General features: G+C 62.0%; 11 protein-coding genes and 1 pseudogene. 5 read left to right on the top strand and 7 right to left on the bottom strand.

Annotated elements, in window-relative coordinates; genetic code table 11:
* The 4 genes from WB785_RS16635 to WB785_RS16620 form a co-directional block, all read right to left on the bottom strand.
* Positions 1 to 2,048, bottom strand: a 2,048-nt coding sequence (locus WB785_RS16635; RefSeq protein ID WP_424080412.1) for a protein kinase domain-containing protein, incomplete at its 3' end; no start/stop codon positions are given.
* Between the two features lie 194 nt (positions 2,049 to 2,242).
* Positions 2,243 to 3,802, bottom strand: coding sequence for a hypothetical protein (locus WB785_RS16630; RefSeq protein ID WP_424080411.1), 1,560 nt, complete (start codon positions 3,800 to 3,802; stop codon positions 2,243 to 2,245).
* Positions 3,799 to 4,608, bottom strand: a complete 810-nt coding sequence (locus WB785_RS16625; RefSeq protein WP_424080410.1) for a protein phosphatase 2C domain-containing protein — start codon at positions 4,606 to 4,608, stop codon at positions 3,799 to 3,801. Before WB785_RS16625 ends, WB785_RS16630 begins: the two co-directional genes overlap by 4 nt.
* Before the next feature lie 305 nt (positions 4,609 to 4,913).
* Entirely contained in the window at positions 4,914 to 5,522 is a 609-nt protein-coding gene (locus tag WB785_RS16620) for a vWA domain-containing protein (protein WP_424080409.1), read from the bottom strand.
* 775 nt (positions 5,523 to 6,297) lie between these two features.
* Here WB785_RS16620 and WB785_RS16615 point away from each other — a divergent pair.
* Together WB785_RS16615 and WB785_RS16610 are read left to right on the top strand one after the other, a co-directional pair.
* Complete coding sequence (locus tag WB785_RS16615) at positions 6,298 to 7,191, top strand: DUF2510 domain-containing protein (RefSeq protein ID WP_424080408.1); 894 nt, start codon at positions 6,298 to 6,300, stop codon at positions 7,189 to 7,191.
* Between the two features lie 55 nt (positions 7,192 to 7,246).
* Positions 7,247 to 7,582 (top strand): hypothetical protein, encoded by a 336-nt coding sequence (locus WB785_RS16610; RefSeq protein WP_424080407.1) that lies wholly within the window; start codon positions 7,247 to 7,249, stop codon positions 7,580 to 7,582.
* 472 nt (positions 7,583 to 8,054) lie between these two features.
* On the opposite strand, the pseudogene WB785_RS16605 reads toward WB785_RS16610, so the two are convergent.
* Together WB785_RS16605 and WB785_RS16600 are read right to left on the bottom strand one after the other, a co-directional pair.
* Positions 8,055 to 8,285, bottom strand: a pseudogene (locus tag WB785_RS16605) (DUF4333 domain-containing protein); the annotation flags it as partial.
* Between the two features lie 14 nt (positions 8,286 to 8,299).
* On the bottom strand, positions 8,300 to 8,482 hold the full coding sequence (locus tag WB785_RS16600; protein WP_424080414.1) for a DUF4333 domain-containing protein: 183 nt from the start codon (positions 8,480 to 8,482) through the stop codon (positions 8,300 to 8,302).
* Positions 8,483 to 8,755: 273 nt separating this feature from the next.
* On the opposite strand from WB785_RS16600, the gene WB785_RS16595 reads away from it, so the two are divergent.
* From WB785_RS16595 to WB785_RS16585, 3 genes are all read left to right on the top strand, one after another.
* On the top strand, positions 8,756 to 9,880 hold the full coding sequence (locus WB785_RS16595; protein ID WP_424080406.1) for a BTAD domain-containing putative transcriptional regulator: 1,125 nt from the start codon (positions 8,756 to 8,758) through the stop codon (positions 9,878 to 9,880).
* A 947-nt stretch (positions 9,881 to 10,827) separates the two neighbouring features.
* Positions 10,828 to 11,226: a hypothetical protein gene (locus WB785_RS16590; RefSeq protein ID WP_424080405.1), complete on the top strand. Its 399-nt coding sequence runs from the start codon at positions 10,828 to 10,830 to the stop codon at positions 11,224 to 11,226.
* A 1,105-nt stretch (positions 11,227 to 12,331) separates the two neighbouring features.
* Positions 12,332 to 12,640 (top strand): hypothetical protein, encoded by a 309-nt coding sequence (locus tag WB785_RS16585; RefSeq protein WP_424080404.1) that lies wholly within the window; start codon positions 12,332 to 12,334, stop codon positions 12,638 to 12,640.
* A 634-nt stretch (positions 12,641 to 13,274) separates the two neighbouring features.
* Here the strand turns inward: WB785_RS16585 and WB785_RS16580 are convergent.
* Positions 13,275 to 13,443 (bottom strand): hypothetical protein (locus tag WB785_RS16580; protein WP_424080413.1); only part of this gene is annotated, 169 nt, incomplete at its 5' end.

The following is a 13,443-nucleotide window of genomic DNA, read 5'->3' as shown; positions in this document are numbered from 1 at the left end:
GCAATCGCCACAACTGCGATGATGACGGCGGCTCCTGTGATCACACCGGTCCAAACTGCGCCCGACATTCGTCGCGGCGCGTCCGGGGGCGGCGGCGCAGCTCTTGGGACACTGGCCGGCGGCCTGGAATGCGCGACCGGTGGCGGCGGTGGTGGCGGTGGCCTCGAGGGAGCGACCGGTGGTCGAGAGTGCAGGACTGGTGTAGGTGGCGCATCAGGTGCAACGCTGACATGCGCTGCGGCTGTGGCCTTTTGGTGATGCTTAGCTTGTTCGATGGCGTGGCCGAGGACGTAGGTCCAGGCTTCGGGTAGGGGGCGTTGGTGGGGCGGGTTGGTCAGAGTGTCAGTGATGATTTGGCGCAGCATCCCGGGTGTGGTCGAGGGCATGTGCTGGAGATTTTTGGTGTCGTGGTCACCGGCCAACAGCCGCAGGGACAGCAGCCCCAGCTTGTAGGTGTCGGAATAGATGGTGGCCAGGTCCTCACCGGGCGGTGCCTCCCATCCCGGGGTCTCCACTTGAGGCAGCGCCGAGACGCCGTTGATGCGCATGGCGTCGCAGTCGATGAAATAGGCTGCTTCATGCGGGGACAGGGCGAACAGAAGGTTCTTTGGTGAGATATCGCCTACGCACACACCATGTTTGTGCATGAACGCCAGCTCAGAGGCGACCTCACGCAACAACGAATAGCGTTGGGCATCATCGATGTTAATGGCCCGCGCCGCCAGCACCGAGGAATGATTAAGCAGGTGCTGAAATTCGGCAGTGGCTCTCGAAACGCCCTTGACCGTGGTCAGGTCGATGAAGAATTCGTCGGGGATGGCTGGCATCACGAATCCCGTTGGTGCGCAGTTATCTTCGACGATGGCACAGGGCCAAGCCGCAAACGAGATCAGCCGTTCAGCCTGGGCGTAAGACAGCGATTCCTCGACCAGTGCGGGCATGGCGGCTAGTGCGGTGAAGTCGATTCCGGCGCGAGTTTGGGCCTTGTATTCCTTGTACACCATCGAAGCCGCGAACTTGGTCTTCACGTTAGGCGCGCGATAAACCACCCCCTGCCCACCCTGACCAATCTTCGTCAGCGCACCCAGCTTGTCCCGTGGGATCACCTGTCGGGTCTTTGCAGACTTCTCACGCTGCCCGGAAGAGGGGGGATCAGTGGGCTGTGGCTGGGCTAGACCGGCGGGGGGCGGTGAGTCGGCGAGCAAGGTCGGAGCTGAGTGCGGGTCTTGCGATGCGGTAGTCAGGGCTTGGTGTGCGGCGGTGGCCAGCTCGCGGGCGCTTTGATAGCGCTGGTCGGGATCTTTGGCCATGCCCGTGGCAATCACGTCATCAAAGTCAGCCGGAACGTCGGGATTGAGGTTGCTAGGTTTTGGCGGGTCTAGTGTCAGATGGCCGCGGATCTGTTGTTCCATACTGTCGCCGGGGAAGGGGCGGACACCGGTCAAGCACTCGTAGAGCACACATGCGAGCGCGTAGACATCAGCGCGGGCATCAGCAGTGCCGGAGCTGAAGCGCTCGGGAGCCATGTAGGCCCAGGTGCCGATCATCATGCCGGTGCTCGTCAATTTGGTGGCCGCAGCGTCGTGAGCGATACCGAAGTCGATCAGATACACAAAGTCGTCACTGGTCACTAGCGCATTCGACGGTTTGATGTCCCGATGCACCAACCCCACGCCGTGCGCGGCCTGCAGCGCAGCCGCCAGCTGGGCGATCACCTGCACGGCCCGTTGCGGGCTCATCGGCCCGTCACGCGCCAGCAAACCCTGCACATCGATGCCGTCGATGACCGGCATCACTAAATACAGCTGGCCGTCGACTTCGCCGGTGTCATAGATCGGGATGATGTGAGGCTCGGTCAGCCGGGCTGCGGTGTGGGCCTCGCGGCGAAACCGCTCTCGATAACCAGGCTCGGCGCTTAGCTCGGTGGGCAGCACTTTGATCGCCACATCGCGGCCGATCACGGTGTCATGGGCCTTGTACACCTTCCCCATGCCGCCCTCGCCGATCAACGCGATCAGCCGGTATCGCCCGAACACCACCTCATCCACCGCGGCCCTCCATCACCGCACCCCCGCTGGCAAATGCTAGCGAACAATCCACCTGCCCACAGTTGATTCGCCAACCAAGCCGGTGGCTAATGCTCAACGGCGCGGGTGATGGTTCAGAGCCTGAAAGCCATGCCCCGTAGCGATGCCAATACCCTAGCTACGCGACATCTTTGACGATGATTCGAAGAGTCGAATCAGAAGAAGTCCTGGTTCTGGGCGGCGACGGCCATTCCGTGGCCAGTTGCGTCATTGGTGAAGCGCACCCAGCCGCTCACTGCGATCGTCCAGCCGTTTACGTGATAGGTCTGGCCCTCAGACAGCTGCTGGATGTTAGGTGACGCAGGGAGGATGACACCTACGGGCGGTGACTGTGAGGCGCCGGACGAATCCACCGCCGTCTCATTCAGGCTCGGGCCGGGACAATCTGCCCCCGCAGGCGTATCCAGCAGGAGTCCCGGTTCACATGTATCGCAAATGATCTCATTCGCAGCGACCTGACACCGTGTGCCCCACGGCGTCTTGACGTACTGCTCAGTCGGGGGGGAAGTTGACTGCGAGGGCGGTGCCGGTTGCGCGGTTGGCTCGGCGGTTGGGGTTTGAGTTGTCGGCCCGTGTGTTCCGTGGCTGAGGCGCTTGATGGCGACGTTGGCAATGATCGCGCCGACCGCAACGATCAGCAGCGCCAAAACCACCCTGAGCGCGTAGCGCTCCCACCTTGGTGTCGGTTCGACCGGTTGAGGATACGGCCGCTCAGCTGGGCGGCTCGATCGGACAGGCGGTGACGGCGGGGGTGGTGGTTTGGATTGTGGGGGTGCGGGTCTGGAGTGTACGACTGGTGTCGATGGGGCTTCGGGTGCGAAGCTGGCGGGTGCTGGGGGTGTGGTTTTTTTCTGGTGTTGGGCTTGTTCGATGGCGTGGCCGAGGACGTAGGTCCAGGCTTCGGGTAGGGGGCGTTGGTGGGGCGGGTTGGTCAGAGTGTCGGTGATGATTTGGCGCAGCATCCCGGGTGTGGTCGAGGGCATGTGCTGGAGATTTTTGGTGTCGTGGTCACCGGCCAACAGCCGCAGGGCCAGCAGGCCCAGCTTGTAGGTGTCGGAGTAGATGGTGGCCAGTTCCTCACCGGGCGGTGCCTCCCATCCCGGTGTCTCCACCTGACGTAGCACCGAGACGCCGTTGATGCGCATGGCGTCGCAGTCGATGAAATAGACCGCTTCGTGCGGGGTAAGGGAGAACAGCAGGTTTTTCGGTGAGATATCACCGACCCACACGCGGTGTTTGTGCAGAAACGCCAGGGCGGAGGCGACTTCGCGCAGCAGCGCATAGCGTTGGGCGTCGTCGATGGTGATGCCGCGGGCCGCCAGCACCGAGGAATGGTTGAGCAGGTGTTGGAATTCGGCGGTGGTCCTCGAGACACCCTTGACCGTGGTCAGGTTGATGAAGAATTCGTCGTGGATGGCTGGCATCACGAATCCCGTTGGCGCTCCTGAGTCTTCGACGAGGGCACACGGCCAGGCGGCAAACGAGATCAGCCGCTCGGCCTGCGCGTAGGACAGCGATTCCTCGACCAGGGCTGGCATGGCGGTCAGCGCACCAAAATCGATCTCGGCCAAAGTCTGCGCCTTGTATTCCTTGTAGACCATCGACGCGGCGAACTTGGTCTTGACATTGGGCGCGCCGTAAACCACGCCCTGGCCGCCCTGACCGATCTTCGACAGCACACCCAGCCTGTCACGGGGGATCACCTGGCGCGTCATTGCAGACCTTCCACAGCACTGGGTCTCCGCGACGGCACCGTGGTCTCGTGGGCTGCTTGCTTTCTGGGCCATACCGCGACCAAAGTCCGGTCGTCGTCGAAGGTTTCGCGGCTGAAGTCCACGGCGTGGGCAAATTCGATCAGGGAAGGCACCGACGGCTTGGTCAACACTTCCCGAAACAGGTCACCTACCCCGCCCTGCCCAGCACCCAGGGGATCGCCGATACCGTCGGTGCCGATCAACAGGACATCGTCAATTGCCACGTCGACCACTTTGGGCGTCACTTCGGCTGGCACGCGAGGTAATCCAACCACCGCCGATGACGCAATCCCGGCGGCTGGCACCGACTTGCCGCCAATAATCTCGATGAATTGTCCCGCTGACAACAGCCAGGCAACAGAATCGCCGGCACTCACCAGATAGGCGCGAAGGGTATCCGTGCCGGTGGGCTCGATGACCGCACACACCAAAGTTGTCGCGAGTTCCTGCTCAGCACGCACCGGGTCGGGAACGTCAAGTCCCAGAAGGCTTTGCGCTCGTTCATTGAGCGCCCACGCGGCGCTTTTGAGCAGGGCCAACCAGTCGGTGTTGGAGACGTCATCGCCGAGGTGCGAATGCAGCCATTCGGCGGCTTGCTTGATGGCGGTGCTTGCGCCGAGATGCGATTGCGGCGCCCCCGAAACACCGTCGGCCACAAAGACAATCACGCGTCCGTTGGGCAGATGATGCAACGCGAAATCATCTTGCCGTGGCGCGCCGTTGTAGCGGTGCAGGTGCCCGCGTTGCGACACCCCACGCACGGTCATGGCGTTTGTGGACCACCCATCGATGACCACATCGGGGCGAAACGGTAACGAGTAATAGTCCGTAGCGATCACTGACGGTTCGACCGTCGGCGAGGGTGATCCCACCGTGATCTGCGGGACAACAGTAGCCCCGATGACCTCAGCAACTCCCGAGACCTCAGAGGCCGAAGCGTTGGTGCCATCAGCTATTGGCTCAGCCGCTGGAGCTGTCGGCTGGACTGTCGGCGGGTGCACTGATGCGGGGGGCTCCTTGCCGCGGGATCCCCTGTGTTTTCGGCTCCGCCAGGCGCTCACGAACACTCGGCCTATACGACGTCGACGGCTAAGGTAAACCCTTCTGGTTTTTCAAATTGCAGTTCAGCCGAGCCGGCCGCGATGGCCTGTCCAGAGCTGATCACCGACTGGGTCAGCGAGGTAAGGAACTCGGAGATCGCCGCACCCGCGTCCACCCCGCGTGCGGCGACGAACGCGAAGTTGGGCTTGGTCGCCAGCTCGCAGACGACCGCCGCGTCGGCATCCCCGATTCCGAAGGCAAGGATGTTGGGCGCCGCAGGTTGGGCCAGCAGATTGCCTCGAACTGAACGCCAATCTTCGTTTTCGTTCGGCAGGCCATCCGTTAAGAAAAACACCGCCGGACGATGCACGGTATATCCCTGAGCTTTCAGGCTGGGAATGTCCACGCTGATCCGATAAGCGAGTTGGTCGAACGCTGCGGCATAGGAGGTCAGGCTCTGGGCGGTCAGCACCGGCATCCCTTGGAGGACACGCAAGTCGGCGGGTTCAAGGTAGGTGAACGCGGTGTCGGAAAAGCCGATCACCGACAATCGAATCTTGGCGGCCGCGAACGACTCTCGTTGCAAAGCGTCGTGCAGCGAGGCTAAGCCATTGTTGAGTTCGTCAATATTGCGTCCCATCGAACCGGACTCATCGGCAACGAAGTAGACCAGAAGAATTGATCCCTTAGGCTCCACAGGACACCCCACTCTCCCCGAATGACTGGGTCGACCGCCACACGCGTGGCTTGGCCGTCAAAGTGTACTGCCGCATCCGCCCACTGGGACATTTTCTCTTCCATTAGCCGCGATGTAACGGCTACCGACGACCTAGCACCAACCGCCGAGTGCGCTTGAGTAGCACTCCCAATCGACCCCACCCTCAAGGCGCCACACCGAAAATTGTCGATCTTCGCCGCATTGAACGCCGGCGGTCTCAGCGAAGTGCATTTTTGGTGAGATCCGCGGTGCGATCGGAAGGATCGAGAAGTGGGTTGCGCGGCAACAGCACTCTCTGCGCCGGACGGGTTAGTGGCGAAGCCGAATTGGCCGACCAGGTAAGCACTTACGGCTGAGTGCCGGATCCACTGATCTTAGATGTTTGCACCGTTTCCACCGAACATCTTGGCACCGCCTAGCGGGGATGCCAGCCACTTTGGGCGCTTCGTCGGCAATGACGTAAGCATCTCAGATGCGCCGCAGCACAGTGAGTGCAGACGATGACAGAGACTGAATCGGGAGCGGAGTCAGCTCACCAGGCGGTCGTTCCAAACCGATTCAGCCGCAGGCCGGGCTGACGCGCTTACGGGCCGCCGCAGAAAGATAAGAATAGTGGCCGGTAAACATCACTGATGACTGACGCCCGCGCTATTCTCCCTTGCACGGGTGCAGTTCAGTCAACCGGGAGGACCTGCCCATGGCGACACCCAACCAGCCCGGCTGGTACGACGACCCGCAGGACTCAAACGCCCAGCGTTACTGGGACGGTCAGGATTGGACACCGCACCGTCAGCGAAAGCCGAATGTGCGAGCCGCGCGACCACCGGTCACGCCGCCGCAGCCGCCGCCGCCTCCGGTTCCGCCTCAGCCTCCACCTCCGGTTCCGTCCGCTACAGCGCCGACGATGCCCGCGCCTCTACCCGTGCCACCGCCTCCGCCTGATTTCCCGGACCCGCCGAACTACTCCAGCGGAGCGCCGCAATGGTCTGATGTACCACCACCATCGCCACCGCCACCGCCACCGCCGCCGCCTAATTTCCCGCCTCCGCCGAACTACTCCAGCGGTGCGCCGCCACCACCGCCCCCATCGTGGCCGCCGCCTAGCGTCCAAACTCAGGGCGCGGGCGCTCAAACGGCGTCTGAAGGGCTCGCGGCGGCCAAGGGCTTCGCCGCCAAACTCTCGATTACGGCCTGGATTTTATTGGGGGGCTTCGTCCTCGCCGTCATCGCAACCTTCTTCCCATATGCCGTAGTCACCGGCTTGGGGGGGATGGAAGCGGCTCCGATTCACGCCAACGGTCCTGCGCGGATACTCGTTTTCTTGCTGGTGGGCGCGGCCGCGGGCTTGGCATGGCCCGCCATGTCGGGAACCCAGCTGGCGGTTTGGCGCCTCATCGGGCTTAGCGTGGTGGTCGTTCTGCTCGGTGCTCTGATGGTCGTCTGGTTCACCTCGGCCGAAAAGCCCAGCGATCTTATGGGCATCTCGCCAGCGTCTGGGTTGTGGATGTATGGGTTTGCGGTCATCGCCATTGCCGTAGGCGTCGTTCGACTCTGGATGCAGCGATCGCAGACACAAAAACGGGCCTACTAAGGTCGCGTCCGGCAGCCACGCCGGCGCATGCCGAGGTTGTTTGGAGGTGAGTGTGATGCGGTCGATTCGTTTACAGATCGCGGTGGCCGCGCTGGGGTTCGCGCCGGTGCTGCCCTGCGCAGCACCGGCGTATGCCGACAGAAGCCCTGATCCAGACCGTCCCTGTGCCCCGCCGACCGACCAAAACCGCAACGGTACGGAAACCGCCTGCGACGCTTGCCTTAAGAAGTACAACAATCTGCCCGACCAGCAGACGATCGGCTGGTTGTGCAGTGCGCAGGGTGGCGTAAAGCCGAAGTTCACCAACATGCCCTGCTATGTCTTCTACAGGTCCCAGAACAGGGTGGAATACACGCACACACCCGATTGTGAAGGAATTGAAATCATCTGAGCTCGCATGATCACTCGTCGCAACAGCTTTCGCATTGCTGATGGCCATCGGCGCGGCGCGCGAATCTGCCAAGACTCTTTCAAGCCCGTAGCCGCAGCCTTTGTATGACGGGTCGCAAACCATTCGTGACAGCGACCAAACAACACTGGGCTTGACCCCGTTTGGTAGACACAGGGTCAGGCGGCTTGTGCCGTCTGTGTGAGTCGGTCTTCGAAGTCGACCGGGCTTTTCATAGCGAGGGCCGAATGGCGTCTGCGTCGGTTGCAGACCCGTTCGATCCAGTCGCCGACGGAAAGCTTGGCTGCTGCCTTGGACAGCCAAAGATACCTGTCGTAGAGCTTGACTTTTATTGTGGTCCAGAATGATTCGCCCTGAGCCGTGTCCCAGCACACCGCGCTGCGGCCAACCGGGCGGACCAGGTTGTCCTTTCGGGCGAACCGTGAGCTGCGTCGAGGTGTACTGGCAGCAGTCGTCAGTCGTGGTCTGGCATGTAATCGATCATTATGGTCAACCCGTCAACGTCGGTTACCCTGGCAGTGACGCCATGGCGCCCATCACGCGAGAATATGCAGTGAGCCTCGGTGCCCTTCTTGCCCTGCAGACCCGACTCACACGACACGGAGCTGATCGGGCCGCCCGCGCCACCTATCCCCATCCCCCGTCCATTGTTTTGATCCTGAATGTGTTGCTCGAGTTGTTCTTTCGTGAGGGCGGGGGCTAAGCCGTAGCAACGTTGCCACCGTCGACATTCGCGACGGTGGCAACCACCTCAAAGTCCCCAACGCCTTCCGGCATCTTCATCTCGCAGCTTGCGGTTTTCCCCACCGCGCCCGGCAGATCGCCGGCGCAAGTCACCGAGTCGGGCGAGCCCCGGCTCCCAATCTGCACGCGTTGGACGATGTCGGTTTGTGACGGCTCGTAATCTCTCGGACGTCGCCAGTGTATCTGCGCTGCGCTGGCGCGGGTTTATTGCTGGTGCCGGTCGTCTGGCCGGTCGCGCAAAGATTGCCGCTGAAGCCTTGGAGGATTCTTGGCGGATTTTCGCCGGCGTTCGGTCCGTGTGCGATGCCACTACGGTGCCCGGGTAGCTGAATCGCCGATCGTCGTCGCCAATTGGTCCCGGGGCATCACAATATGCCTACGTCGCCGATGATCTGGAGGGCTGGAAGCACGATGGGCGGTAGTCGTCTCGGGTTCGGTCTTCTTGGTCCGTTGTTGTTGACCGTAGAGGGCACGCCGATGGCACTGGGTACGCCGAAGCAACGGGCGGTGTTGGCCGCGCTCCTAATCAACCGCAATCGCGCGGTCAGTACGGACTCGTTGGCCAACGCCGCTTGGGATGAATCCCCGGCTCCGGCGGTACGGGCGAGCATCCACTCCTACGTGTCAAACGTGCGCCGAATATTGGGCAGTGCTGGCGTCGACCCCCACATGGTGTTAGCCAGCGTGCCTCCGGGGTATCGACTCAGCGTCAGTGACGGCGACTGCGATCTGGATCGCTTCATCAGTAAAAAGACCGCGGGAATCGAAGCCGCCGCAGCGGGACAGTTCGAACAGGCCAGCAGCAACCTGTCCGCCGCGCTGGCCGAATGGCGGGGGCCGGTACTTGATGACTTACGCGACTTCGCTTTCGTCGAGGTGTTCGCCACCGCGCTGATGGAAGACAACGTATTAGTTCACTCTGCCCGCGCCGAAGCCGAAATCGCTTGCGGACGCTCGTACGCCGTTATTGGTGAACTTGAGAAGCTTGCCGCCGAGCACCCCTACCATGAACCGTTGTGGGCGCAGCTGATTACCGCCTATTACGTTGCTGAACGTCAGTCCGACGCACTGGATGCTTATCGGCGCCTGAAGACGGTGCTGGCCGACGAACTGGGAATCGACCCAGGCCCGACCGTTGAGGCCTTGCACGTGCGAATCCTGCGCCAGGAGCGTATGGACATCAAACAGGTCGCCAAGACCACAGCCGCCCGGACCCTCACCACCGCGTACACCGCCTCCGGTCGCCAGTCTGCTGTCGCCGGGCTGCGCGATTCAGCCGGACGGCGCTATCCGTTGCAGGCACCAGAAACGCGAATAGGGCGCTTGACAGACAATGACATCGTTCTCGACGACGAAGAGGTCAGCCGGCATCACGCTGTAATCATCGATACCGGAAGCAGTTTCATGATCACCGATCTCAGATCAGCCAACGGCTTGCTGGTGCAGGGTCGGCGGTTGCATCCCAGCGCCACCCTCGCTGATGGTGACCACATCAGTATCTGCGGCTACGAATTCACCTTCGAGCTCCAGCCATAACAAGATCGACCGGCTGGCCTCCCAGGCACGGTCTGGGGTCGCGCAGGTAGTACGAGCCCCGGCCCTAATCATGGACAACGCAAGGCCACTAATCAGCGGCGCGCCAACCAGCGCGCCCGGCAGGCTGGCGCCTACGGCAACGTCACCACCGCGCCGCCGCCTGCGATTGCGAGGGCTGCGGCGGTGCAGCTGCGAGCGCGTGGTGCCTTGATCGCCTCAAATGCCCTTCTTAGCGCCGCCTTTCGACTCGTAACCCTGGCTGGCGCCGATATCTCACCGTTTGGGGTCTTCAGCAGAAATGGAATTCACCGGCATGGTCTTTGCTGATTTCGAACTTGGCCAGCCGTCGCATTTCCTCTGGATCGACCGGAGGGCTAACGGGCGTCACGGGAACTCTGCTGATCCTCTAGTCCACCTGCCCGAAGCGTCTTCGGAAATAGTCATACACGTAAATTGTGAGATTGATTTGTTTAAGCCCATCGATTTCGCCGAAATGTGTGCGATATTTGCCGTGCAACTGCAGGGGGTGCCTTCGCGAAGGAGGTATGTACCCATGAAGATCGCAGCAGGAAGTGCCACCATGCCCGCGCTTTTCGGGGAGTAGTGGCGCACCACGCGCGCTTGAACGACCGTAACCTCTCGAATTGTGGCCCTTCTCGCCGCACTGATTGACCTAAATAAAATCGGGACACAAGCGCCCAACCGTGTCTGCGCGGATGCCCTAATTTCCGCCGCCTGACTACAGGTCAACGAGGCTCACCAGACTAGGCCCATCAGAACGACAGGTATCGCGAGTGGCGGCGTAGATGGCAGAAACCCACGCTCACCCGAACCGCTATCCGCGAAGGACCCGCGCAGTTCGCGGGACCTTGCCAAGAATCCACCAAGCCGACTCTGGAAAAACTTCAGTTAGCGGCTGATCTGCCGCTAACGACGAAGGGTTAAGCATGAAGATCAAATCATCGACACCCCAACGCGATCCCGCTGTCATGCTCGTGATCAAAGCAATAGTGATCCCCGCCGTGTTGGCGGCCGGCATCGGCTGCGCCCCAGTGGCGCAGGCCGACGGCGACGCAAGCAATCTCGACCAGCTCGTCGCTCAGCTCTACAACCAGGTGCAAGCGCGGTGCACACCTCCTACACCGCCGTCGTTCCAACGGATTGCGTGGAATAATGGCCGTCCCACTGGCCTCGGCGGAACCGGACGCATCATCGATGCCAGCCCCACCCTAGGCGGCCCGTTCACGGCGTGGTGGAGCCCAACCTCCAACGCCACACCCGGTGCCCGCGTAGTGCCTGCCTTGGGAGGCAACGGCTACTGGCAGATCACCCTCGAATTCTGTTAAAAGGCTCGCGCGCTGCCAGCTTTGGCAGGTAGAAGCGCAACTGCCGCCGAGCCCCGCTCACAACGAAAGAAGCGACAAAATGAGGAATGCAATTATCGCAGCAGCGGCCGCCGTCGCGGCTATTGGTGCCACCCCGGTGATCGTGGCCGCACCGGCCAGCGCGATAGTCCCGTGTGGTCAAGGCGGGATGGCAGCTAATGCCGCCGACTGCGCAGGATTGTGTGCGCTGACTGGCCAGTGCGCGGGGGGTCCGCAGGCGCCACCGCCGCCTGTGCCAGTACAGGCAGCACCCCCGCCAGCGCTGCCACCGGCTGCGCCACCGCCACCGCCACCCCCTGTGCCAGTAGAGGCACCACTACCTGAACCGCCAGCAGCTCCAGTCCAGGCTATGTCCCCCGGCCCGGTAAGCACCTGGCCTGGCGGTGTTGCCGCTGACTGCGCGAACCCGATCTATGCCGCCCACTACAACCTTTTCTGTGCGACCGCACCCGGTGGGCCCTACCCCCTTGGCGAAAACAACCCCTACGAAAACGGGACGCCGTTGGACCACCCAATCCTCAAAGGACATTGAGGACGACATGATTAGAGCAGTGTTCATCCCCGCCGTCGTCGTGAGCAACCGCGCGGCGTGGCTGGGGCGACGGCTATGGGTTGACACCGCACCGCAGCCAGCAGTTGCAGCCGGGCGCCAATGGTCCCGACGTCGCGCATGCGCGGCGTAATGGTTGCGCGTCGTCCGGTATTGCCGAACGTGGCGCGCCAAGAATCCTCCCACCACTACGTCGCCGACGGCTTCCGACCGCAAGAAACTCGCCAAGAATGTTTCAAGAATCCTGCCGCACCCTACGCATTGTCGGCCACCACGAACGACCTCGGCGCATGGTGGAGCACATTCGTTAGAAAGGACTCATAAGTGGCCCATTCTAGGAAAAGTCGTTTATGGCTATTTGTTCCCTGGCCGATCGGCCTTATGGGTGCTCTCGGGATGGGGGTCGGCGCGATCTTTAGAGCGATGAACGTAAGCGCGCCAGTGACGGCATCGCGCACCCTGCAGAGAACGGTGCCCCGGTGGTGGGTACCGCCACGCCAACGAAAGGAAAAGGTTATGAGATCGACACTGGCAATAGGGGTCGGTGCGTTCGTCGCCGCCGGGATCGCCCTGGTGGCCCCGGCACCGGCACACGCCGACACCAGGTGCAACGGCTACGTGGTGGCCGTCGGGCCGACCAGCTGTGAGTTCGCCGTCAATGTGGGAGCCGCCTGGCGCAACTCCTTCATCTACCCCGACGGTGGACTGTTGCAGAACGTGTACTCACCCGTGACCGGGGAGTCCTACAACATGGACTGCTCGAAGACGGGCTCGGGCGTGGTGTGCACAGGTGGCAACGGCGCAGAAGTCATCATCGACCGCTAACAGCAGCGCAGACAGCATGAAGAAAATCGTCATGGCCGGCTTCGCCGCGCTTGCCCTGGCCGTCGGACCGCTCGCGCCATCCGCACATGCGGCGGTTGGGCCTGCCAGCATGTGCAGACGGTACCGGTCAGCCAAGGGGCGTTTCGTGCGAGCAATGTAACCCACATCTGAAGCGCCCTGCTGCGCCCGTCTACCGCAGTTAGCAAACGGGTCGAGTTGATGCTGTCGCTGCGGCGTCGTGGTTGGCTTTGGCCGTTGACGTGCCGCAAGAAGCGGTTCGCTGTCCTCACCCGACGGTGCCACCGACTGGCTGAAGAACACTTTGGCCACCGAGGCGCCGGGCCACTCCTACGCCCACGGCGCCGACGTCCGCCGACCGCAAGAAACTCGCCAAGAATCTTTCAAGAATCCTCCCGGACCCTATGCATTGTCTGCCATCACGACCGACCTCGGGGCATACTGGAGCACATTCGCGAGAAAGGACTCATCAATGGCTCTTTCTAAAAAACGCCATTTTGTTGCCATGGCTATTGGATTGGCTATTGGATTGGGCACCTTCATTCTACTAAAGGTCATTAATAGTCCAGTATTACACAGCATTACCATTGCTATCGCGTTGGTGCTTTCCATGACCCTATTCAGTGCCATAGGGCGTAAGCGCCCCTGAGGAACGCGCCGCGTTCGAGCTGTCACGCAGGCGGCCGAGCGCCTGGCGTACTTGCGCGCCATCAGTTGTCGGCCAGAACGGCGGCAGGGAGGCGCGCAGGTAGCTGCCGTAGCGTGCGGTGGCCATTCGCGAGTCC

Source organism: Mycobacterium sp. (assembly GCF_049585075.1).
In the GTDB taxonomy this organism is placed as follows: domain Bacteria; phylum Actinomycetota; class Actinomycetes; order Mycobacteriales; family Mycobacteriaceae; genus Mycobacterium.
Note: the sequence above shows the minus strand (reverse complement) of the source record. Positions and strands in the feature narration are given on the sequence as shown.